17 protein-coding genes are annotated in these 21,770 nt (G+C 72.5%); 9 read left to right on the forward strand and 8 right to left on the reverse strand.

What is annotated here, in order from left to right; genetic code table 11:
* Nucleotides 1-226: 226 nt before the first annotated feature.
* The gene (locus DA075_RS00295; protein ID WP_099951493.1) at nt 227-3,820 is read left to right on the forward strand and encodes an AsmA-like C-terminal region-containing protein; all 3,594 of its coding nucleotides are present in this window, start codon (nt 227-229) and stop codon (nt 3,818-3,820) included.
* Nucleotides 3,821-3,923: 103 nt separating this feature from the next.
* Here DA075_RS00295 and DA075_RS00300 read toward each other — a convergent pair whose 3' ends face one another.
* From DA075_RS00300 to DA075_RS00310, 3 genes are read right to left on the reverse strand one after another with little or no spacing between them, the layout of a single operon-like run.
* Complete coding sequence (locus tag DA075_RS00300; RefSeq protein WP_244936451.1) at nt 3,924-4,736, reverse strand: HD-GYP domain-containing protein; 813 nt, start codon at nt 4,734-4,736, stop codon at nt 3,924-3,926.
* Nucleotides 4,737-4,748: 12 nt separating this feature from the next.
* Complete coding sequence (locus DA075_RS00305; protein WP_167456061.1) at nt 4,749-5,906, reverse strand: ISAs1 family transposase; 1,158 nt, start codon at nt 5,904-5,906, stop codon at nt 4,749-4,751.
* A 38-nt stretch (nt 5,907-5,944) separates the two neighbouring features.
* Entirely contained in the window at nt 5,945-6,259 is a 315-nt protein-coding gene (locus DA075_RS00310; protein WP_099951494.1) for a hypothetical protein, read from the reverse strand.
* A 636-nt stretch (nt 6,260-6,895) separates the two neighbouring features.
* Here DA075_RS00310 and DA075_RS00315 point away from each other — a divergent pair.
* Nucleotides 6,896-10,528: an autotransporter family protein gene (locus DA075_RS00315; RefSeq protein ID WP_244936453.1), complete on the forward strand. Its 3,633-nt coding sequence runs from the start codon at nt 6,896-6,898 to the stop codon at nt 10,526-10,528.
* Between the two features lie 114 nt (nt 10,529-10,642).
* On the opposite strand, the gene DA075_RS00320 is transcribed toward DA075_RS00315, so the two are convergent.
* Nucleotides 10,643-10,834 carry a hypothetical protein gene (locus DA075_RS00320; protein WP_099951495.1) on the reverse strand — a complete coding sequence of 64 codons (192 nt, stop codon included), beginning with the start codon at nt 10,832-10,834 and terminating at the stop codon, nt 10,643-10,645.
* A gap of 354 nt (nt 10,835-11,188) precedes the next feature.
* Here DA075_RS00320 and DA075_RS00325 point away from each other — a divergent pair, with 354 nt between their 5' ends.
* Nucleotides 11,189-12,562 (forward strand): MFS transporter, encoded by a 1,374-nt coding sequence (locus DA075_RS00325; RefSeq protein ID WP_099951496.1) that lies wholly within the window; start codon nt 11,189-11,191, stop codon nt 12,560-12,562.
* Between the two features lie 179 nt (nt 12,563-12,741).
* Nucleotides 12,742-14,394 carry an OFA family MFS transporter gene (locus DA075_RS00330; protein ID WP_099951497.1) on the forward strand — a complete coding sequence of 551 codons (1,653 nt, stop codon included), beginning with the start codon at nt 12,742-12,744 and terminating at the stop codon, nt 14,392-14,394.
* Nucleotides 14,395-14,567: 173 nt separating this feature from the next.
* On the opposite strand, the gene DA075_RS00335 is transcribed toward DA075_RS00330, so the two are convergent.
* The 3 genes from DA075_RS00335 to DA075_RS00345 form a co-directional block, all read right to left on the reverse strand.
* Nucleotides 14,568-14,750: a hypothetical protein gene (locus tag DA075_RS00335; RefSeq protein ID WP_099956312.1), complete on the reverse strand. Its 183-nt coding sequence runs from the start codon at nt 14,748-14,750 to the stop codon at nt 14,568-14,570.
* Between the two features lie 162 nt (nt 14,751-14,912).
* On the reverse strand, nt 14,913-15,314 hold the full coding sequence (locus DA075_RS00340; protein WP_099951498.1) for an SWIB/MDM2 domain-containing protein: 402 nt from the start codon (nt 15,312-15,314) through the stop codon (nt 14,913-14,915).
* A gap of 167 nt (nt 15,315-15,481) precedes the next feature.
* Nucleotides 15,482-16,501 carry an aldo/keto reductase gene (locus DA075_RS00345; RefSeq protein ID WP_099951499.1) on the reverse strand — a complete coding sequence of 340 codons (1,020 nt, stop codon included), beginning with the start codon at nt 16,499-16,501 and terminating at the stop codon, nt 15,482-15,484.
* Here DA075_RS00345 and DA075_RS00350 point away from each other — a divergent pair.
* The 3 genes from DA075_RS00350 (at nt 16,488) to DA075_RS00360 (ending at nt 18,967) form a co-directional block, all read left to right on the forward strand.
* Nucleotides 16,488-16,697 carry a hypothetical protein gene (locus DA075_RS00350; RefSeq protein WP_164712177.1) on the forward strand — a complete coding sequence of 70 codons (210 nt, stop codon included), beginning with the start codon at nt 16,488-16,490 and terminating at the stop codon, nt 16,695-16,697. The genes DA075_RS00345 and DA075_RS00350 overlap by 14 nt on opposite strands.
* Nucleotides 16,698-16,972: 275 nt before the next feature.
* Nucleotides 16,973-18,184: an MFS transporter gene (locus DA075_RS00355; protein ID WP_099951500.1), complete on the forward strand. Its 1,212-nt coding sequence runs from the start codon at nt 16,973-16,975 to the stop codon at nt 18,182-18,184.
* A 66-nt stretch (nt 18,185-18,250) separates the two neighbouring features.
* On the forward strand, nt 18,251-18,967 hold the full coding sequence (locus DA075_RS00360; protein ID WP_099951501.1) for a sigma-70 family RNA polymerase sigma factor: 717 nt from the start codon (nt 18,251-18,253) through the stop codon (nt 18,965-18,967).
* A 17-nt stretch (nt 18,968-18,984) separates the two neighbouring features.
* Here DA075_RS00360 and DA075_RS00365 read toward each other — a convergent pair whose 3' ends face one another.
* The gene (locus DA075_RS00365; RefSeq protein WP_099951502.1) at nt 18,985-19,260 is read right to left on the reverse strand and encodes a hypothetical protein; all 276 of its coding nucleotides are present in this window, start codon (nt 19,258-19,260) and stop codon (nt 18,985-18,987) included.
* 611 nt (nt 19,261-19,871) lie between these two features.
* Here DA075_RS00365 and DA075_RS00370 point away from each other — a divergent pair.
* The gene (locus tag DA075_RS00370; RefSeq protein ID WP_099951503.1) at nt 19,872-20,177 is read left to right on the forward strand and encodes a hypothetical protein; all 306 of its coding nucleotides are present in this window, start codon (nt 19,872-19,874) and stop codon (nt 20,175-20,177) included.
* 135 nt (nt 20,178-20,312) lie between these two features.
* Nucleotides 20,313-21,482 (forward strand): mandelate racemase/muconate lactonizing enzyme family protein, encoded by a 1,170-nt coding sequence (locus DA075_RS00375; RefSeq protein WP_099951504.1) that lies wholly within the window; start codon nt 20,313-20,315, stop codon nt 21,480-21,482.
* Nucleotides 21,483-21,770 lie beyond the last annotated feature (288 nt).

Raw genomic sequence — 21,770 nt, forward strand, 5'->3', positions numbered from 1 at the left:
CGTCGATCTGGTCACGCCGCCGATCTAACAGCCCATCCCCACCCTGTCAGGCCGCCCGGGAGCGTTGCGCGGGTGCATCGGACACCCGTTCTCGCTGCGTGATCGCGCCGGATTTCGCCCGCGTGTCCGATGCCGATATGCTAGCGCTGTCATCGGGGTACGGCCCGTCGGGCCGTCGACGGAACATGGGGCGGCGCTCTCCTCGCGGGGCGGCACGGACAGCACGGTGCGCGACATCCTGACCGCCCTGGCGGGCCTCGTCATCCTGATCCTCGCCGCGGCCCTGGTCGCGCCGCCCTTCATCCCGTGGGAATCCTACCGCGGCAGCTTCGACGCGGCGCTCGGCCGCTCCCTCGGGGTCGAGGCCCGCAGCGATGGCCGCCTCGAGGTGCGCCTGCTGCCCTCGCCGCGCCTGCGGGTCGACCACCTGCGGCTCGCGACCGGGCGGGACCGGCCGTCCCTCGACGCGCGCTTCGTCAAGGCCGAGATCGCCCTCACCCCGCTCCTCTCCGGCGAGATCCGCTTCACCGAGACCCGGATCGGCCGCGGCGAGGTCACCCTGCCGATGACCGAGGCCGGCCGCTTCCTGCCGCCGCCGGCCCTCGACGAGGGCCAGGATTTCGCGGGCCGGGATTTGGCCGTCGAGGACCTGCGCGTCGCCCAGCTCCTCGTCACCACCCGGGTGGCGGCGACCGGACGCACCGACCAGGTCTATGCCGAGGATGTCCGGCTCGCCGCGCCGCGCCTCGCCGGTCCGTGGCGGGCGGAAGGCAGCGTCGAGGCGGTGCCGTTCCGCCTCACCACCGGCGCGCCCGGGCCGGACGGGACGGTGCCGGTGAAGCTCGGAGCCGGCGGCGACACGGTGCCCCGGCTCGATCTCGACGCCCGGGTGAGCCTGTCGGGCAGCCCGGAGGGCGGCGGGGTGCCGGAGGCGAGCGGCACGGCCCGCCTGGTGGTGGGACCGCCGGCCCAGGCCGCGGGCGCCGCGCTGCCGGTCTCGGTGCAGGGCGGATTCAAGGCGAAGGGCCGGCTCGCCACCTTCGAGTCCTTGACCGTCGAGGTGCCGGGCGAGGCGCCCCTGCGCGTCACCGGCCGTGGCAGCCTCGACCTCGCGGCGGCCCGGGCGACGATGAGCCTGGAGGCCCGCCGCCTCGACCTCGACGGCTTCCTGATGAGCGCCACCGGTCAGGCCCTGCTCGGCCGGGGCCTGTCGCCCGCGTCGCTGCCCGGCACCCTGACGCTCGACGTCGCGGTCGACAGTCTGACCCTCGCCCGCGAGGAGTGGACCGGCGCATCCTTGAGCGCCACCTTGCGCCCGTCCGGCGCCGTCGCCCTGCGGCGGCTCGCCGGCACGGCCGCCGGCGGGATGGCGCTCGCGCTCGGCGGCGACGTGACGCCGAGCGGCGGGTTCTCCGGCCATGCCGCGGTCGACGCGCCGGCCTCGGACCGGCTCGCCCGCCTCCTCGACCGGCTCGGCCTGCACGGCCCGCTCGCCGGCCTTCTCGACGGTCGTCCCTTCTCGGCCGAGGCCGACGTGGCGGCGGCCCTGCCGGTGCTCTCGCTGCGCAACGCCCGGGTGGCCCTGGGCCCCGCGAAGATCACCGGCAGCGCCCGCTACAGCCCGGCCGGGCCGGACCAGGCCCGCCCGCGCTTCGATGCCCAGATCATCGCCGATGGGCTCGACGTGGCGGAGCTGCCGCCGATGCGCGGCGCCGTCGCGGCGCTCCAGGACCACGATGTCGGGCTGACCCTGCTCGCCCGCGACCTGCGCTACGGCCCGACCGGGACGCGCACCGGCGAGATCGCCGCCAGCCTGCAATCCGAGGGCGCCGCGCTTCGCCTCGACAGCCTGGAGGTGCGCGACCTCGCCGGGGCCAGGGCCAGCCTCTCGGGCCGGATCGGCGCCGACGGCGCCGGGCGCATCACCGGGCGGGTGAGCGCCCCGGTGGCCGCCCCCCTGATCGATCTCGTCTCGCGCACCTTCGTGGACGAGGCGCGGCTGCTGCCGGGTTTCCTGCGCGACGGCCCGGTCGCCCTCGACGTGACGCTGGAGCGGGATTCCGGGCCCGAGGAAGGCCGCCTGCGCGGCCAGGCCCGCGGCAGCGCCGCCGGCGGCCGGCTCGGCCTGTCGCTGGCCGCCCGGGCCGGGCGGCTCGACGACCTGGATGCCCGTCTCGACGGCGTGGCCTCCGGCCGCTGGCTCGGCCGCCCGGATGGTCAGGCCCTCTTGCCGGCCCTGGCGATGCCGGCGAGCCTGCACATCGCCGGGCGCAGGCGCGATGCGAAGGGGTCCGAGGCGACCAGGCCCGAGGCGACCCGGAACGAGGCGACCGGGCCCGAGGGGACCGGGCCACTGAGCCTGACCCTCGACGCCGAGATCGCCGGGGCTGCCCTGGCCACCACCCGCCCGCTGGTGCTGCCGGTCTCGGGCCCGCTCCAGGACGGGGCGCTCACCCTCGCCACGCCCGACCTGCGGCCGGTGGCCGGCCTCCTCGGCCCCGGTCCCGGCACCGCCCTGCCGGACCCGGTGCCGGCGCGGCTGAACCTCGCCTTCGGCCGCGCCGGCGACGCCCCGCGCCTCGTCGTGACCGGCACCCTCGCCGGCGCGGCGGTCGACGCGACGCTGACCCGGCCGGCGGGCGGCGAGATCACCGGCAGCGTCTCGCTCGAGCGGCTCTCCCTGCCCTGGCTCGCCGGGGCGCTGATGCTGAATCCGGGGGCGGCGGCCGGCCCCGATGCATGGTCCACCGCCCGCTTCGGCCCCGCCCCCGCCCTGCCCGTCACCGGGCAAGTCGCGATGACGGTGCGGCGGCTCGATCTCGGCCGCGGCCTCGCGGCGGAATGGGCGCGGTTCGATCTCGGGCTCGGACGCGACGGCTTGGCCTTTCGCGATTTCGCCGCCGGCCTCGCGGGCGGGCAGCTCGCCGGCAGCGCCACCCTGGCGCGCCAGGGCGCCCAGGCGACGCTCTCCGCGGAGGGCAGCCTGACGGCGGCGTCGCTTCCGGCCCTCACCGGCGGCGACGCGGTCAAGGGTCAGACGACCTTGCGGCTACGCCTCGGCGCGGCGGGGGACAGCCCGGCCGGCCTCGTCGCCAACCTCGCCGGCAGCGGCGGCCTGGAACTCGCCGGGCTCACCCTCCGCGACCTCGATCCGGCGGCCGTGCAGCGCGCCCTGACCCGGCTCCTCGCCGAGGAGGATCCGCTGCGGGCCGGCCGCGTCGAGCGGGTGGTGTCGGAGGAGCTCGACCGCGGGCCCCTGGAACTGGCCGGGCCCGTCTCGGTGCCGGCCTCGGTGGTCGGCGGCGTGCTGCGCACCGGGAGCCTCACCCTCGATCCCGGCCCCGCCACCTGGACCGGCCTGGTTCAGGTCGACGCGACGCGCTGGCGCCTCGATGCCCGCGGCACGCTCACCGCCACCGCGACGCCCCGGGCCTGGACGGCGCCGGCGCCGACCCTCGGCCTCGCCCTCGTCGGCCCGCTGGCCCGGCCGCAGCGCGAACTCGACCTCGTCCCGCTCAGCAACGTGCTGGCGGCCGTGGTGCTCCAGCGCGAACTCGACAAGATCGAGACCGTCGAGGCCGACCGCAACGAGCTTGCCCGCCGCCGCAGCCGCCTGGAGATGGACCGCGCGCGGGCGGCCGAGGAAGCCCGGCAGGCCAGGCAGCGGGCAGAGGATGCGGCCAAGGCCGCCGAGGCCGCGCGGGCGGTGGAAGCGGCTCGGGCGGCGGAAGCGGCGCGCGCTGCGGAGGCGGCGCGCCAGAAGGCCGAGGAGGAGGCGCGCCGCCAGAGCGGCGGTGCCCCGGAAACGGGCAGTCCGTGACGAAGGCGGGGGGTGCGGCCGCGGCGCCGCCACGGAGGGGCGATGCGCGCGACCGGATCCGGGATGGCGCCCGGCCCGACGGTGCGGCCGGGCCGGCCCGCGCTTAGACCGCGGCCGCCATCGCGTCGCCGAAGGATTCCACCAGGCGCATCTCCAGCTTGCCGTCCATGGCGGCGAGGATCGCCATCGCGTCGGCCATCGGCATCGGGGACTTGTAGGGGCGGCGCTCGGTGAGGGCGGCGTAGATGTCGCAGATGGTGAGCAGGCGGACCATGTCGCCGATCTGATCGCCGACGAGGCCGTCCGGATAGCCGGAGCCGTCGAGCATCTCGTGGTGATGGCGGACCGCCGAGAGGGTCACCGGGTCGCATTCGCCGCCCGCCCGCAGCACCTCGTGGCCGATCGCCGCGTGGGTGCGCATCACCGCCAGCTCGTCCGGGTCGAGGCGTCCGGGCTTGTTGAGGATCTCGAGGGGAATGCGGGCCTTGCCGACGTCGTGGATCAAAGCGGCGCGCACGAAGCGGAACTGGTCCTCGTGCCGGAAGCCGAGATGCAGGGCGAATTGCGCGGCCAGGCCGGCCACCAGCAGGCAATGCTGGTAGGTGGCGTCGTCGTGGGTCCAGACCGTGTCGAGCCAGCGGGCGAGGCCGCCCTCCTGCACCGCGGTGAGGATCGGGCCCAGCCCGGCCTCGACGGCGCCCATGCGGACCGGCTGGCCGGCCCGGGCCTCGGCCATGAGCCCGTTCAGCGCCTCCCCCGCCCGGACCACGCCCCGGCTCACCGCCTTCTCGGCGTTGCCGGCGATGATCCCGACCTGATTGGCCAAGGCCGCCACGACGGTCTCGGGCGGCAGGTAGGCGGGCATGCACGCCGTCGCCCCGAGGGTCTTGGCGTGGCGCAGGGTCTCCCAGGGCAATCGGGTGAAGGGTCATGGTGCGACGAGCCTGACGAGGTAGTCGTCGTCCCAGCCTGCGGTTTTGAGGGCGAGGCGCATGGAATCCTTGCCCTTTTTGCGGGCTGCGACGTTCACCGCGATGTGGCGGACCGTCAGCATGTTCTCGGGGGCATGAGCAGTACGGATGCGAGACTGATCGTCGTGGAAGGTGACGTCGAGGATCCAATGCAGGCCGTTCTCGATCGCCCAATGCTGCCGGACGGCAGGCCCGAGGCGGTCGGCGCCGAGCGGTGACGAGGTCAGATAGCAGCGCGTCTCACGCTCGATCCTGTTTACCGGGTCACGGGTGCTCAAGTCACGGGTGCTGTCGACGACGATGAGGCTCTTCAACCCCGGCCAGGCGTGGCGCTCCTGGAGCCAGGCGACCTGATGGATGACAGTCACGCGCCGGGTCTCGATCCGCCCGTGATCGCCCTCGACGGTCTCGTGCGTGCTGACGGTGCAATCGGCAAAGTCCCGAGCTTTCTGTTCCTCGACGAAGAGCGTGACGTCCTCGTGCAGCGTGCCCTGGTTGCCCTTGAGCGCCAGGACATAGTCGGCCTTCTTGTCGAGGATCTTGTGGGCGATGGCACGCTGGCAGCCCATCGCATCGATGGTGACGATCGCCCCCTCGATCGACAGGAGGTCGAGCAGGGCCGGGATTACCGCGATCTCGTTGGACTTTCCGCTCACCTTGGTCTGGGCCAGCACCAACCGCTGGCGTGCGGCGAAGGCGGAGACGACGTGAAGGGCATCTCGCGCACCGGCCCGGCCCGAGCGCCGCGAGGTCTTGCCGTCGATCGCGATCACGTCGAGCGGCGTTTGCGTCAGCGTCGCGGCCCAGGCCGCAAAGCAGCGTCGAAATGCGACGGGATCGAGCGCCGCGAAGATGTCACCGAGATGATCGTGGCTCGGCGTGCCGTTCCGGAACGGCAGAAATCGGCGCAGAAGGTCGAGTTTCGTGTGACCGAACCGGGCGATATCGGTGAAGCCTTCAGCCCCCGCCAGGATGGCCAGCAACGCCAGCAGCAGAACCTCGTCCAGGCGATAGGCGACTTTGCCGGGCTGGCGCGGATCGGGCAGGTCCGCGAAATGATCGAGAAACACCGTCGCCTCGAACACCGCCGCTACCGGCTCGCTCGCCTCGTCCATCGCCCGCCTCCTAAACCACGTCGTGGCGGACGACCGATTCAGAGCTTCCGGTCCTTGTCACCTCCCGCATTCACCCGATTGCCCTGCAGGGTCTCCTGGGTCGCCTTGCGCAGAAGGCAGATCAATGGCAGGTGCCGGTCGGCGAAGCGGCGCTGGAGCGCGCGCAGGCAGTGGTCGGCCTCCGGCCGCGACAGCGTCAGGTCGGAGACGACGCCGGCCAGCGCCCGCCGGTCCCGCCACGTCTCATCGGGTCCGACGACATCGCAGATCCCGAGTCCCCGCAGGGCCGCACTGATCGCGGCGCTGCGGTCCGGCCTGTCAGTCACGAGGACGAAGGTCCTCTCGTCGGGCATCGCGTCCCTCCCGGCGGCCGAACGGCCCCCTCCCCCGATTACCGGTCTACTCCCGAATAAATGCTTACGGTGAAGGTCGACAGGGAGGTGAAGTGACGACAATCAGGAAATCAAACCCTTCATCGTCCACGATTGTCGCCGGCCTTGCTCGCTCCCAGCGTCGTCGGGGCCCGCGCCCGCCGCCTGCTCCAGGCCATACTGCCGGAGGTTGTTCAGCATCCGGTACGGACAACGACACCGCGCGGGCGACTGACCCTTCCTTCTGAGGAAACTGACGATCAGACTGCCTCAATACGGAGCACTCGACTGACTCGGGGCACGCCATCGTCCGGGCCCGTTGCGCGGGTCCGGCAGCCTCCCTTCAACCTGTCCGCGCTGCGAGGCCCGGCAGCGCGGGTGCGGGGCAGGCCCGGACGATCGCCGCTTCCTGTCGACGACGCCGGACACCCGTCGCTCGACTGTCCGACGAGCAACCCGAACCGGCCGAACAGTCATCGAGGTCGCCGTCTGATCTTACGATGACCTAGATGATGCGCATCGCTTCCCACCGTATCTGCTCAGATGGTCGTCATCGGCATTTCATACGGCCAAGCTAGGCGCCGACCCCGAACGGACACGATGATTTCCGAGGGGCTCATGAATCCGAAACTCAGCGCCGCGCTTCTGGCGGCGACGTGTCTCTTCCCGGCCGGCGCATGGGCGCAGGCGGTGCCGACCTCGCCGCCGGTGGGTTTCGCCAACAGCACCTCGGTCAATCCGGGCACGGTGCTCAACCGCGTGCTCGATTCCTATGCGGGGCTCCTCCGCAGCAACCCGGCGGCGTTGACCCAGAATTACCAGACCGTCGTCACCCTGACGCAGGGGCGGACGGACGCGCAGACCCTGGCGGCGATCCACGACGACCGCACCGGCCAAGCCTACAGCATCCTCAACGGCCTCGGGCCCCTGACCTCGGCCTACCTCACCGGGGCGGGCGCCTCCTTCACCGGCACGACGCCAACGAGCCTGACGCCGGCAGCCTACGTCACCACGACGCTCGCGGACTACGCGGCGAACATCAACGCCGGCAACAACGCCAATGCGGGCGTGACGACCTTCGGCAACGGCACCGCGACGCCCCTGGCGGCCGCGGTCGACTTCATCAACACCATTGCGCGCGCCAACGCCTCGACCGAGCCGGCCAAGCGCATCTTCGCCCGCTACCAGGGCGACAACCCCGCCATCGACCCGCTCGACGCCCGCTTCAACGCCTACAGCGCGACGACGAACAGGACCGGTCTCACGACCCGCGACACGGCGGGCCTGGTCGTGCCGACCTACCTGTCGAACTTCCCGGTGCCTGCAGTGTACGGCACCACGGCGCAGTGGGTGCGCGGCTTCACGGTCACGCAGGGAATGATCGACGCCAATGGCGGCCGGCCGCTCACCGTGCCCAATGTCGGCACCTTCTCGAACGGCGTCTTCATCCCGGCGACCTTCGGGGTCGGCGACACCGTGCCGGGCATCGGCACCTCGCCGCGGCCCTACCGTGTCTCGACCGGCGTCGCCGTGCCGACGCTGCTGCAGCCGGTCATCAACAGCACCAACCCCTATGCCGACGGCGCCTATCCGAGCGGCCACACCAATTCGGGCTACCTGCAGGCCCTGGGCACCGCCTTCCTGGTGCCGCAGCGGGGCCAACAGCTCCTGACCCGGGCCTCGGAACTAGGCAACAACCGCATCCTCTCCGGCATGCACTCGCCCTTCGACGTGATGGGCGGCCGGATGGAATCGACGGCGATCGTCGCCACCAACATCTACGGCGCGCTCTACGATGCGACCGGCAACCGGCTCGACTGGACCGACCCGGCGAACAAGACCGCCTACGGGGTCTACCAGGCCTACCGGCAGACGCAGGCCACCCTGGCCTCGTCCTGCGGCGCGTCGAGCGTCGCCGCCTGCCTCAACGCGGCCGCCGGCAGCGCCGACGCCTTCGGCAATGCCGCACAGAACAAGGCGGACTACACCGCCCGCCTGACCTACGGCTTCCAGCCGAGCGGCACGGCCGCCCCGATGACCGCCGCCGACGTGCCGCTCCAGGCGCAGGTGCTGCTGCTGACCCGCTTCCCCTACCTCACCGACGCGCAGCGCACCGAGGTGCTGGCAAGCACCGGACTGCCCTCCGGCTATCCGATCTTGAGCGGCAACACCTATGACGGCTGGGGCCGGCTCAACCTCTACGCCGCGTTCGACGGCTACGGCGCCTTCGCCCGCACCGTCACGGTGACGATGGACGCCGCGCAGGGCGGCACGTCGGCCTTCGACACTTGGCGCAACGACATCTCGGGACCGGGCGCGCTCACCAAGGCCGGCACCGGCACCCTGGTGCTCACCGGCACCAACACCTTTGCGGGCGGCACCACGGTCTCGGGCGGCACGCTCGTCGGCCACGCCCAGGCCTTCGGCTCGGGCGCGATCCGCAACGACGCCAGCCTGGTCCTCGACCAGGCGAGCGACGGCGTCATGGCCAACGCCCTCTCGGGGACCGGCAGCCTGACCAAGCTCAACGCCGGCGCCCTGAGCCTCACCGGCCAGAGCAGCTTCACCGGCGCCACGGCGGTCCTCGGCGGGCGCCTGGCGGTGAACGGTTCGCTCGCCGGCTCGGTCGTCACCATCGGCCAGGGCGCCGGCCTCGGCGGCACCGGCACGGTCGGCGGCGTCGTGGCGCAATCGGGCTCGACGGTCGCCCCCGGCAACTCGATCGGCACCCTCACGGTGGCCGGCAACGCCAGCTTCGCCCAGGGCTCCACCTTCCAGGTCGAGGCCAATGCGAGCGGCCAGGCCGACCGCCTCGCCGCCACCGGATCCGCCACGATCCAGGGCGGCACCGTCCAGGTGCTGGCATCGAGCGGAAACTACAGCCCCCGCACCGGCTACACGATCCTCTCGGCCAATGCCGGCGTCACCGGCACCTTCGCGGGCGTCGCCTCCAACCTCGCCTTCCTCACCCCGACGCTCCGCTACCAGCCCGGCGAAGTCGACCTGACGCTCACCCGCAACGACGTCGCCTTCGCCACCATCGCCCAGACCCGCAACCAGGCGGCGGTCGCCAATGCCGTCCAGGGGGCCGGCGCGGGCGCAGGCATCCATGCCCGCACGGTGGGGCTCACCACGCCGGAGGCCGTCACCGCCTTCCAGGCCCTCACCGGCGACAGCCACGCCAGCGCGGTGTCGGCCTCGTACGAGACCGCGTTCTTCGTGCGCGAAGCGATCCTCGACCGCCTGCGCTGGTCGGGCGACGGCAGCCGCGACTATGGCAGCCTGCCCGCCACCTACACCGCCGACCTGCCGGGACGGGCCGCGCCCGTCGCCCCGGTGCCGGTGCGGGTGCTGGATCCGCGGGTGTTCGGGCTGTGGGGCCAGGGCTTCGGCAGCGTCGGCCAGGCGCGCAGCGACGGCAACGCGGTGACGCTCGACCGCGACACCGCCGGCTTCGTGCTCGGCGCGGATGTGCGGCTGGAGGACGGGATCAAGCTCGGCGTGGCGGGTGGCTACGCCGGCACCAGCCTGGACACGCCCGGCCGGACGGCGAGCGGCACGATCGAGAGCGGGTTCGGCGGCGTCTATGGCGGCTATGAGGCCGGCCCGTTCGCCCTGCGGCTCGGCGCGGTCTACGCCGACACCAGCCTGCGGCTGCGCCGCAGCGTGGTGTTCCCCGGGGTCTCGGAGACGGAAGCCTCGCGCTACGGCGGCTCGGTGGTGCAGGGCTTCGGCGAGATCGGCTACCGGATCGCGCTCGGGGCGGGGGCGCTCGGCAAGGACCTGCTGGGCAAGGACCTGCTGGGCAAGAATGCGCCGGTGTCGGTGTCCTACATCGAGCCGTTCGTGGGCGGGGCCTATGTGGGCATCAACCGCGACCGGTTCGCCGAGACCGGCGGCGTCGCGGCGTTGAGCGGCGCCTCGCACTCCTCGGAGATCCCGACCCTGACGGCGGGCCTGCGCGGCCGGACCGAGGTGGATCTGGGCTTCGGCGCTCCGGTGTCGCTGCATGGTCTGGTGGGCTACCGGCGGGCGTTCGGGGACGTGATCCCGACGGCGCTGCTGGCCTTCGGGACGGGCCCGCGCTTCGTGACGGCGGGGATCCCGATCACCCGGGACGCGCTGGTCGCCTCGGCGGGGATCGACCTGCGCGTGTCGTCCGCGACGGCGCTCGGCATATCGTATACGGGCCAGGTCGGGTCGCGGGCGGAGGACCACGCGGTGAAGGGCAGCTTCACCTACCGGTTCTGAGCCGGCTCGACCCGACGAGAGGGGGCGCGGCGCGAGCCGCGCCCGAACCCTCTCCCCTCTGCCGGGAGGGTAGCCCGCGGAGCGGGCCGGGAGAGGGGGGAAAATTCGGGCGGCTCACGCCGCCTGACGAATCGGAACCGGATTGGGGGTCGGGGTGTCGCTCCCCTCGGCGCTCCAGCGGCAGACCGGGCGTCCGGTCTCCGGATCGAGGGACCAGGTCGCGCGCAGGACGACCTTCGCGGCGGGAACGGACGGGCGGGCGGCAACGGCGCCCTTCGGCGCGACGGGAAAGAGGGTAACGGTCATGATGCACCTCTCGGGGGTGGCCGTCCGCGCGGCCGACGCCCACGAGAGAGTGCCCGGTCAGGCGTCCCTGCGAGAAGCGGCCGGCGCGAACGGCGCGGTCGATCGACTGTGACTGTCGCTCGGCATGGGGGTGATGGTTCCTGGATGAGGTGGCGGAGCGGGCAGACGCCGCCTGAGGCCACGGAGCGCTCCATACGCCGCTCGGCCGGCCTGTCAACACTCTTTCACGTTGGCTGCCGGCCGAACCGTTTCCGCCCTCCACGCAGGGCCGGGATGAGGCGGCGGGCAGGTGTGGCGGTGGCGGCTTTGGGCTACGCCTCCGGGGAAGAGTGCGGGTCGAGGAGCGCGGACCAGATGACGGGAACGGCGAGGCCGGTGGCGGCGGAGGGGACCGACGGCCTGCCGACCCGGGCGAGGCTGTGGGCGATGCTGGCGATCGGCATCGCCATGTCGATGGCGGTGCTCGACGGCGCCATCGTCAACGTCGCCCTGCCGGTGATGGCCCGGGACCTTCAGGTCAGCCCCGGCGCCGCGATCTTCGTCACCAACGGCTACCAGCTCGCCGTCACCGCGGCCCTGCTGCCGCTCGCCTCACTCGGCGACATCCTCGGCTACAAGCGGGTCTATTGCACGGGGCTGGCGCTGTTCTCCGCCGCGTCGCTGGCCTGCGCGCTCGCCGGCTCGCTGCCGATGCTGGTCGCGGCCCGCATCGTCCAGGGGCTTGGCGCGGCCGGGATCATGAGCGTCAACATCGCGCTCGTGCGCTTCATCTATCCGCACCGGATGATCGGGCGCGGCGTCGGCACCATGGCGCTGATCGTGGCGATCGCCTCGGCGGCGGGCCCGAGCGTGGCGGCGGCGGTGCTGTCGGTGGCGGGCTGGCCATGGCTCTTCCTCGTCAACGTGCCGCTCGGCCTCGCGGCGTTGACGCTGGCCACCCGGATGCTGCCGGTGACACCCCGCAGCGGCGCCCGCTTCGACGCCCTGAGCGCGCTCCTCAACGCGCTGTTCTTCGGCCTTTTGATCACCGGCGTCGACGGGCTCGGCGATCCGGGCCGGAGCGGCACGGCGCTCGGCCTGCTCGCCGGGGCGGCCGTCATCGGAACGGCCTTCGTGTGGATGCAGGCCCGCCTGCCGGCACCGCTCCTGCCGATCGACCTCCTGCGCATCCCGGTCTTCGCGCTGTCGATGGTGAGCTCGGTCTGCTCGTTCTCGGCCCAGATGATGGCCTACGTGGCGCTGCCGTTCTACTTCCAGGACGTGCTCCACCTCTCGAGCACCCAGACCGGGGTGCTGATGACGCCCTGGCCGATCGCGATCGCGGTGATCGCCCCCTTCGCCGGGCGGCTGGCCGACCGCTACCCACCGGGGCTCCTCGGCGGCATCGGCCTCGTCGTCCTGTCGGCGGGCCTCGCCCTGATGGCGAGCGTCTCCCCGGACGCCTCGCCCCTGTCCATCGCCCTGCGGCTGACGCTGTGCGGCCTCGGCTTCGGTCTGTTCCAGTCGCCCAACAACAAGGTCATCATCACCAGCGCGCCGCGGGAGCGCAGCGGCGGGGCGAGCGGCATGCAATCGACCGCCCGGCTCCTCGGTCAGTCCCTCGGCGCCGCCATGGTGGCGGTGATCTTCGGCTATTTCCACACCGGCGGGACCGTGACGGTGCTGTGGATCGCGAGCGCGCTGGCGCTGACCGGTTCCGTCGCGAGCGGGCTCCGGGTCAGGCGCTGACGGGCCCGCTCCGGCCGCCGCGCGGGTGCTGCAGACTGCCATAATCCAAACTGATGACGCGCCGGGGTTGAACCCGCCGGCGCAGCGCCTCCCACGGATTAAGGCCGGGGCCTAGAACGTGGCCGGGCAAGCCGGCCGGCAAGGGCCGTAGCCGTGGGACCGGAACCAGGAGGACAGGCGTGGACGCACGCGTCGTCGATCAACCCCCCAGTGGTGCCTCCGCACCCGGTATCCTGACCCGCGAGCGCATCGTCGCGCGGGCTGGCTTCAACCGCTGGCTCGTCCCGCCGGCGGCGCTCGCGATCCATCTCTGCATCGGCATGTCCTACGGCCTGTCGGTGTTCTGGCTGCCGCTGTCGCGGGCGCTGAGCGTCGGCAAGCCGGTCCCGGCCGCCTGCCCCGACATGAGCCTCCTGACCGCCCTCGTCACCACGCGCTGCGACTGGCGCGTCAGCGACCTCGTCCTGGTCTTCTCGATCGGCATCGTGATGCTGGGCCTCTCGGCGGCCCTGTTCGGCGGCTGGCTCGAGCGCGCCGGGCCGCGCAAGGCCGGCCTCGCGGCGTCCCTGTGCTGGAGCGGCGGCTTCCTGATCGGAGCGCTCGGCGTCTACCTCCACCAGCTCTGGCTGATCTGGCTCGGCATGGGGCTGATCGGCGGCGTGGGCCTCGGGCTCGGCTACATCTCGCCGGTCTCGACCCTGGTGAAGTGGTTCCCGGACCGGCGCGGCATGGCGACCGGCATGGCGATCATGGGCTTCGGCGGCGGCGCGATGATCGGCTCGCCGCTCGCCGACCTCCTCATCACCCGCTTCAAGGGGCCGGATTCCGCCGGCGTGTGGCAGACCCTTGCCGTGATGGGCGCCGGCTACCTCGTGGTGATGCTCTGCGGCGCCTTCGGCTACCGCGTGCCCCCGGCCGGCTGGCAGCCGGAGGGCTGGACCCCACCCGCCGCACGGGCCGGGCTGATCACCAGCGGTCACGTCCACCTGCGCGACGCGCACAAGACGCCCCAGTTCTGGCTGCTCTGGGCGATGCTGTGCCTGAACGTCTCGGCCGGGATCGGCGTGCTGGCGCTGGCCTCGCCGATGCTCCAGGAGATCTTCGGCGGGGCGCTGATCGGGCGACCGGAGGTCGGGTTCGGGCAGCTCGATCCGGGCCAGAAGGCGCAGGTCGCCGCGATCGCCGCCGGCTTCGTCGGGCTCCTGTCGCTGTTCAACATCCTGGGCCGGTTCTTCTGGGCGACGCTCTCCGACCGGATCGGGCGGAAGGCCACCTACGCGACCTTCTTTGCCCTCGGCTGCGCGCTCTACGCCGCCGCGCCCTGGGCGGCCGGCATCGGCTCGCAAGCCTTGTTCGTGCTGTTCTTCTGCGTGATCCTGTCGATGTATGGCGGCGGCTTCGCCACGATCCCGGCCTACCTGGCGGACGTGTTCGGCACGCAGTTCGTCGGCGCGATTCACGGCCGGCTGCTCACCGCCTGGTCGACGGCGGGCGTGGTCGGCCCGCTCGTCGTGACGGCGATCCGGCAGGCGCAGGTGGAGGCCGGGGTGCAGGGCGCGGCGCTCTACGGCCGCACGCTCCTGATCCTGGCCGGCTTCCTGGCGGCCGGGTTCGTGGCCAACCTCTTGGTGAGGCCGCTCGGCGAGCGCTGGTTCATGACAGCGGCCGAGCGGCCCGCCGGCTCGGCTGCCGGCGATGCGTCGGGCGGCGCATTCGGGATCGGCCGGGGCGGCCTGACGCCGGCGGCGGCGCTCGCCTGGGCCGCGGTCGGCCTGCCGATCGCGTGGGGCGTGTGGATCACGCTGGCGAAGGCGCTGATCCTGTTCCGGTGACAGGATCGCGGCTCGAGCCTACCGGCAGCCATCCGGGACGGATCCGGATGGCCGGCCCCGCGATCGCCCAAAGGGCTGGGGCCGCACGAGATGGCGACGCGGATCGGCGAGACAGTCTACGGATGATCCGCGCCGGGTCGCCGCGCGGACCAGAAGCGGGCGGGTCCTGCCCCTCACGGGGTCCTCTGCACGTCGCCGCAATCGCGCCTTCCGCTCGCCAGGCAATCCTCGCGGGCCGATTCCCGACGCAATGCGTCGGCGAGCCAGACGCCGCCGGCCACCAGGACGATCAGGAACAGGATGGCGGCGAGTGCGCGCCGCCGGCTGGACGCGTCCGGATCGCGGGTCGGGGACATCGGATGATCCGGCGAGCCGGGAGCGGCCCGGGGCGCGCTCATCCGCGCGCGGGCATCGATGACGGCCAGGTCCCATCCTGGCCCCGGCCGGGGCTCGGATGGCCGCGTCGCGCGACCATCCGGACGGGAGGAGGCTGAGCGCCTGGCGCCTGACGATTCGTCTTACTTCAGGTGCTGGGCGAGGTACTTGTTCATCTCGAACATCGTCGCCTTGTCCTTGCCGAAGACCTTCTTCAGCTTGTCGTCGGCGAGGATCTCGCGCTTGTTCTCGGGGTTCTGAAGCGAGTGCTTCCGGATGTAATCCCACACCTTGCTCACCACCTCGCCGCGCGGGATCGGGCTGTCGCCCACGATGGCGGCGAGCTCGGGCGTCGGCTGCAGCGGCTTCTGCAGGGCGTTCGGCTTGTCGCCGGATTTCGGAGCGGCGACCTTCTTGCCCTTGCCCTCATCCTTGGCGTCGTCCTTGGCCTCCTTGGCGGCGGCCTTCGGGGCAGCCTTGGCCTTCGGGGCGGCGGCTTCGGGCTCGGCCTTCGTCTCGGCCTTCTTGGTGGTCTTGATCGCCATCGGTCTCCTCCGGTCTGCAACCCATCTCCCAGGGTCGAACAGTGGACATGCCTGGGCACATAGCGTCAACAACTAAGCCGTGCGCGGCGCGTTCCAAGAGGAAATCGCCGTCGGACCGGCGTCATCCACACCGGATGCGCCGTTAGCCTGACGAAGACGAGCGTGGCTCAGTCCAGGGCCGCCGTCCAGGTGGTCCGGCCCTCGAGCGGATAGGCCGGGTCGGTGTAGCCCGGGGTCGAGGGATGGCCGGCCGGCACCAGGCCGTCGACCAGGGCCTCGTCCTCCGGGGTGAAGCGGTAATCGAGCGCCCGCGCATAGGAGAGCCACTGCTCGAAGGTGCGGGGTCCGGCGATCACCGCGGTGACGGCGCGGTTGTTGAGCACCCAGGCCACCGCGAAGTCGATCACCGAGGCGCCCTTCGCCTCCGCATGGGCTTTCAGCTCCTCGGCGATGCGCAGGCTCTCGGGCCGCCACTCGGTCTGCATCATCCGTGTGTCGCCGCGCCCGGCGCGGGTGCCCTCGGGCGGGGCCTCGCCGGGGCGGTACTTCGCCGTCAGCACGCCGCGGGCCAGCGGCGAGTAGGGCACGACGCCGAGGCCGTAATGGGCGCAGGCCGGCAGGTGCTCGACCTCCGGCATCCGGTTGAGGGCGTTGTAATAGGGCTGGCTCGCCGCCGGCCGGTCGATGCCGTGCTCGTCGCACAGGCGGCAGATCTCCGCCACCCGCCAGGCGCGGTGGTTGGAAACCCCGAAATACCGCACCTTGCCGGCCCGGATCAGGTCGGCCATCGCCCGCACCGTCTCCGCGAGCGGCGTCTCGTGGTCCTCCTTGTGGAGGTAGTAGAGGTCGATCCGGTCGGTGTTGAGCCGCCGGAGGCTGGCCTCGCAGGCCTGCACGATGTGGGCGCGGGACAGGCCGCGGTCGTTCGGCCCCGTCCCCATCGGGTTCGCCACCTTGGTGGCGAGCACCCAGGCGTCGCGGTCGCGGGCGATGGCCCGGCCCACCACCTCCTCGGAGCGCCCCTCGGTATAGACGTCCGCCGTATCGATGAAGTTGATTCCCCACTCGCGCGCATCCGCGACGATGCGCCCGGCCTCGTCGTCGGGGGTCGGCCCGCCGAACATCATCGTGCCGAGGCAGAGGGGCGAGACCTTCAGGCCGGACCGGCCGAGCGTGCGGTACTTCATGGGGCGTCCTCCCGTGATGGCGATCTTTGCCGTGATGGCGATCTTTGCCGTGATGGCGATCTTTGCCGTGATGGCGATCTTTGCCGTGATGGCGATCTTTGCCGTGATGGCGATCTTTGCCGTGATGGCGATCTTTGCCGCGATGGCGATCTTTGCCGTGGTCACGGCCTTTGACGCGATGGTGGCATTTGCGTGACCGTGGCGGCGTCGCCGCACCCGCCCGTCTGCGCGGTGTGGATGCTGGGGTTTTCCCTCTCTTCACCCTGTTCGGCAAGCTCGCGTTAAGCACGGGCTCGCGAAGCTCGGCGCCATGATCATCGCTGCTCTCTCCCTCGCCCTCTGCGCCGCCGGCGCCCTCGTCCTCGGCCTCGGGACTATCGTCACGGTCGAGCCGCCGCGGGACCACCCGTACGGCGCCAGCCTGCTCTGAGGGACAGCGCGACGGACCGGAAATCCGGGTAGGCTTGCGCGATGCAAGTCGGAGCCGTTCTGCCGCGCTTCCTCCTCGTCTACGCCGCGCTCTATGCCGGTTACGGCCTGACCACGCCGTTCCTGCCCGCGCTCCTCAGCGAGCGCGGGCTCTCCGCCACCGAGGTCGGCCTGGTGCTCGCCGCCGCCACCGGCATCCGGCTCGCTGCCGGGCCCCTGGCGGGCCGCGTCGCCGACCGGCTCGCCGCGGGCCGCGGCGTGCTCGCGGCCTGCGCGGCCCTCTCGGCGGGAAGCGCCCTCCTGTACCTCGCCGGTCACGGCTTCTCCGGGCTCATGCTCGCCGGCCTCGCCCACGCCGCCGCGACGGCGCCGCTCGCGCCGCTGGCCGACGCCCTGGCCCTGACCGCCGCCGCCGCCAAGACTGCCGCCGCCAAGACTGCCGCCGAGCCCTTCCGCTTCGCCTACGGCACCGTGCGGGGCGCGGGCTCGGCCGCCTTCATCGCCGGCACCCTGGCGGCCGGCCAGGTCACGGGATCCTTGGGCCTCGCGGCCCTGCCGGTGGCCGGCGCCATCGCCTTCGCGGCGCTGGCCGGCGCGACGCTCCGCCTGCCGGACGCCGCGAGCCCGGCCGAGGCCCCCTCCGGGGGGCGCGGCAGCGCCGGGGCCGGGCTGCTGCTGCGCTCCGCAACCTTCCGCCGCCTCGTCGCGGTGGCAGCCCTGGTGATCGGCAGCCACGCGGTGCACGACGCCTTCGCGGTGATCCGCTGGCGGGCAGCGGGCCTGACTCCGTCCACCGCGAGCCTGCTCTGGGCCGAGGCGGTGGCGGCGGAGGTGCTGGTCTTCTTTCTCCTCGGCCCGCCGCTCCTCGCCCGCCTCGGCCCCGCCGGCGCCCTGGGCCTCGCGGCGGGTGCCGGAGCCCTGCGCTGGTCGGTGGCGGCGCTCACCGTCGCGCTGCCGGCCCTCGTCGGCATCCAGGCCCTGCACGGGCTGACCTTCGCACTGCTGCATCTCGCGGCGATGCGGATCCTCAGCCAGACGGTGCCGCCCGCCCTCGCGGCGACGGCCCAGACCGTCTACGGCACGCTCGGCCTAGGCCTCGCCACCGCCCTCGCGACCCTGGCGGCCGGCCCGCTCTACGGCGCCCTCGGGGCGGGGGCGTTCTGGGTCATGACGGGGCTCTGCGGGGCAGCGTTGCTCCTGGTGCCGGGTCTGCGGGACAGGGCGACCGCCGTGTCGGACCACCGGAAGGACTAGTACGCCCGGATCATTGTAATGGTACGGCGGAGCATGCCTTAAGCGTCGGTCACCGGAGACCGCACGATGGCGCCGTCGCCCAAGAACACGTCCGAGAACAACGAGCCCAAGGACAACGAGCCCAGAAGCGATCCGGACCGGACCGATCCCGCGCACGCCGAGGCGCCCTCCCTGCCGGCCGGGATCCAGGCCCATCTCGGGGCGGCGTTGCGCGTCGCCTACGACGACGCCGCGCTCGCGCCCTCCACGCACCTCCAGGCGCTGGTCGCCCGCCTCGCCGCGGCCCTAGCCGGCCTCGACACAGCCTCGGCCGAGGCCTTCCGCCGCGACCTCCTGGAGGAGGTGCCGCGGCTGCGGCGCCGGGCCGTGACCCTGTGCAACGACCGCACCCGTGCCGACGACCTGGTGCAGGAAACGTTGCTCAAGGCCTGGGCGGCGCAGGACCGGTTCGCCCCCGGCACTCACCTCTCGGCCTGGCTCTACACCATCCTGCGCAACAGCTTCTATTCCGAGCACCAGAAGCGGGCGCGCGAGGTCGGCGATCCCGACGGGCTGTTCGCCGCGAGCCTGGTCTCCCTGCCGGCGCAGCAGGGCAACCTCGAGCTGCGCGACGTGCAGACCGCCCTTGAGCGCCTGGTGCCGGACCAGCGCGAGGCGCTGCTGCTCTCCGCCGTGCACGACCTCTCCTACGAGGACATCGCGACGGCGATGGAGTGCCGGGTCGGCACCGTGAAGAGCCGGATCAACCGCGCCCGGGCGCGCCTCGCCGAGCTGCTGGGCTGACGGGACGCCCGGCCGGCCTATCGGTTGCAGCCGACGCAGATACCGGTGTCGATCCGGTCGTCGACGCGCTCCTGGCGGGTGCGGTCATCGATGCGGCGCTCCAGGCGCTGGTCGGCCGCGCCGGGATGCGGCACGGTCTGGCCGACCGAGCTGGTATTCGGCGCCGTGATGGTGGAGCGCGGCCCGCCGCCGGTGCCGGTCTGGTCGGGGAGCGCCTGCGCCCGGGCGAGGGAGCCGGTCGAGACGAGCGCGCCGGCGAGGAGCACGCGGGTGAGCGAACGCGATGCGGGCATGATGGACTCCTGTCGCAGGAGAACCTGACTCCCAAGGGGCCGACGCGGCCGCCCGCAGACTCTAACGCGGCAGGGACGCGGCCGTTGCGCCGGTGCCCGTCCGCGCTCGCCGTCCGCTCAGGAGCGCCGCCGGGAGACTGGATCCTCGCGGGTATCGGGATGATGACCGAACACGCCGACGACGACCAGAACGGCAACGAGCCCCAGGGCGATCAGGAACACCTGCATCTCATCTCCTTCGCGCGGGACGGGTCGCGACCGGACCCCGCGCACTCCCTAACAAGATCCGCGCCACCTTCTGCCGGGTGGCGATAGCCGCCGCCCCATGACGGCAGGACGACAGACCCCATACTTTGCATGCAGAGCGACCGAGATGCAAAGACATGAGGCTGGCCCGCCAGGCCAACCCCCGCCAAGACCCGCCAGGCCAAGACCCGCCATGCCAAGACCCGCCGGGCCAGGCGGTTCGTCCCAAACGGCCCGCCGCATGGGCGGCCGTGCGCCTCGGCTCGTCGCCCGTCCGACCGGGGCACGCCTCCGGGCGGGAACGGTGGCCCGCTCCTGCCGTTGCCCCGGTCCGATCGCATCCCGAACCGCGGACACACACCCTCATGCCGACGCGCACCCTCCTCGCCCTCTCCTTCGCGCTCGTGACCGGCGCCGCCGCCGCCCAGGGCATCAACAACGGCAGCGGCGCCGCCCCGTCCTCGACCGGCAACACCGGGTCGGGCATGGCGAGCCAGCCGCCGGGCACCGGCATCGGCGGCAACAACCCGGGCAGCATGGGCTCGACCGGCTCGCAGGGGTCGAGCGGCGGCAATATGGGCCCCGGCCCGACCGTGAAGCGCGACGGCCCGACCGGCAGCGGCTCGCCCGGCACCGGCCCCGGTTCTCAGAAGAACGGCACCGCGCGCTGACGCCAGGCGCGTCCCGCGCGTCGGGCCGACACCTGCGTCCCGCGCGTCGGGCCGACACCTGCGTCCCGCGCATTTGCCAGCGTGGGCGCGCACCCCTACGAGACGGTCCCGTCAGCCTCCCGAGGGGGATCCGCCATGCGCATCACCGCCATCCGCGACATCGTCGCGCCGATCAAGTCGGACATCGCCAACGCCTGGATCGACTTCTCGACCATGACGGCGAGCGTGGTCGCGGTGGTGACCGACGCCGTGGTCGACGGGCGCCCGGTCGTCGGCTTCGGCTTCAACTCGAATGGCCGCTACGCCCCGCAAGGCCTGCTGCACGAGCGCTTCATCCCGCGCCTCCTGGCGGCGCCCCCCGCGGATCTCCAGGGCGAGGACGGGCTCGTCGACCCCCACCGGGCCTGGGCGGCGATGATGAAGAACGAGAAGCCCGGCGGCCACGGCGAGCGCTCGGTGGCGGTCGGGGTGCTCGACATGGCCCTGTGGGACGCGCTCGCCAAGGCGAAGGGCGTGCCGCTGTGGCGGCTGCTCGCCGACCGCTACCGCGGCGGCGAGGCCGATCCCAAGGCCTGGGTCTACGCCGCCGGCGGCTACTACTATCCGGGCAAGGGCCTCGACGCCCTCAAGGACGAGATGCGCTCCTATCTCGACCGCGGCTACAGCACCGTGAAGATGAAGGTCGGGCTGGTGCCGCTCGAGGAGGACATCGCCCGGATCGAGGCGGTCCTGAGCGTGCTCGGCGGCGACGGGTCCCGCCTCTGCGTCGACGTCAACGGGCGCTTCACGCTCGAAGAGGCGATCCGCTTCGGCCGGGCGGTCGCACCCTACGGGCTGCGCTGGTACGAGGAGCCGGTCGATCCCCTCGACTACCTGGCTCATGCGGCACTCGCCACGACCTATGACGGGCCCCTCGCCACCGGCGAGAACCTCTTTTCGCATCAGGACGCCCGCAACCTGATCCGCCACGGGGGCTTGCGGCCGGACCGGGACATCCTGCAATTCGATCCCGCCCTGTCCTACGGGCTGGTCGAGTATCTGCGCACCCTCGAGGTTCTTCGCGCCCATGGCTGGTCGCCGCGCCGCTGCGTGCCCCATGGCGGCCACCAGTTCGCGCTCAACATCGCGGTCGGCCTCGGCCTCGGCGGCAACGAGAGCTACCCGGACGTCTTCGCCCCCTTCGGCGGCTTCGCCGACGCGGTGCCGGTGGAGGACAGCCGGGTCGCGATGCCGGACGTGCCAGGCATCGGCTTCGAGGCGAAGACCGCGCTCTACGCGGTGATGCGGCCGCTGGAGCGGGAGTGAGCGCCCGGCCCGCTCCTGCTCGCCACGACACGGGATGGACCGGTCTCCCGGCTCCAGGGCCGATCCGGGGGCCCTGGGCGGAGGGAGGCTTGCGGCACGGTACGCGATCGAAGGCCGCCTGCCGCGAGGCGGTGCCGCTCGGCTCGCGTCACCGGATCGGCACGATCGCCGGCGGCATGCGCGGCCCATCACGCCCGCATATTCGATTACGTCTATACAAATACGATATTCATTCCCATGGTGAATGAATAGCTTGCGCCCTAAAAATCCCCATCCAGCACATCGTCT

It is taken from the genome of Methylobacterium currus (assembly GCF_003058325.1).
Lineage (GTDB): Bacteria > Pseudomonadota > Alphaproteobacteria > Rhizobiales > Beijerinckiaceae > Methylobacterium > Methylobacterium currus.

Excerpts from the sequence above, each read along its gene's own strand:
- DA075_RS00355 (WP_099951500.1), top strand. The coding sequence starts at position 16,973 with ATGCAAGTCGGAGCCGTTCTGCCGCGCTTCCTCCTCGTCTACGCCGCG.
- DA075_RS00345 (WP_099951499.1), bottom strand. The coding sequence starts at position 16,501 with ATGAAGTACCGCACGCTCGGCCGGTCCGGCCTGAAGGTCTCGCCCCTC.
- DA075_RS00335 (WP_099956312.1), bottom strand. The coding sequence starts at position 14,750 with ATGTCCCCGACCCGCGATCCGGACGCGTCCAGCCGGCGGCGCGCACTC.
- DA075_RS00370 (WP_099951503.1), top strand. The coding sequence starts at position 19,872 with ATGCCGACGCGCACCCTCCTCGCCCTCTCCTTCGCGCTCGTGACCGGC.
- DA075_RS00305 (WP_167456061.1), bottom strand. The coding sequence starts at position 5,906 with ATGGACGAGGCGAGCGAGCCGGTAGCGGCGGTGTTCGAGGCGACGGTG.
- DA075_RS00360 (WP_099951501.1), top strand. The coding sequence starts at position 18,251 with ATGGCGCCGTCGCCCAAGAACACGTCCGAGAACAACGAGCCCAAGGAC.
- DA075_RS00320 (WP_099951495.1), bottom strand. The coding sequence starts at position 10,834 with ATGACCGTTACCCTCTTTCCCGTCGCGCCGAAGGGCGCCGTTGCCGCC.
- DA075_RS00315 (WP_244936453.1), top strand. The coding sequence starts at position 6,896 with ATGAATCCGAAACTCAGCGCCGCGCTTCTGGCGGCGACGTGTCTCTTC.
- DA075_RS00365 (WP_099951502.1), bottom strand. The coding sequence starts at position 19,260 with ATGCCCGCATCGCGTTCGCTCACCCGCGTGCTCCTCGCCGGCGCGCTC.
- DA075_RS00375 (WP_099951504.1), top strand. The coding sequence starts at position 20,313 with ATGCGCATCACCGCCATCCGCGACATCGTCGCGCCGATCAAGTCGGAC.
- DA075_RS00325 (WP_099951496.1), top strand. The coding sequence starts at position 11,189 with ATGACGGGAACGGCGAGGCCGGTGGCGGCGGAGGGGACCGACGGCCTG.
- DA075_RS00310 (WP_099951494.1), bottom strand. The coding sequence starts at position 6,259 with ATGCCCGACGAGAGGACCTTCGTCCTCGTGACTGACAGGCCGGACCGC.
- DA075_RS00340 (WP_099951498.1), bottom strand. The coding sequence starts at position 15,314 with ATGGCGATCAAGACCACCAAGAAGGCCGAGACGAAGGCCGAGCCCGAA.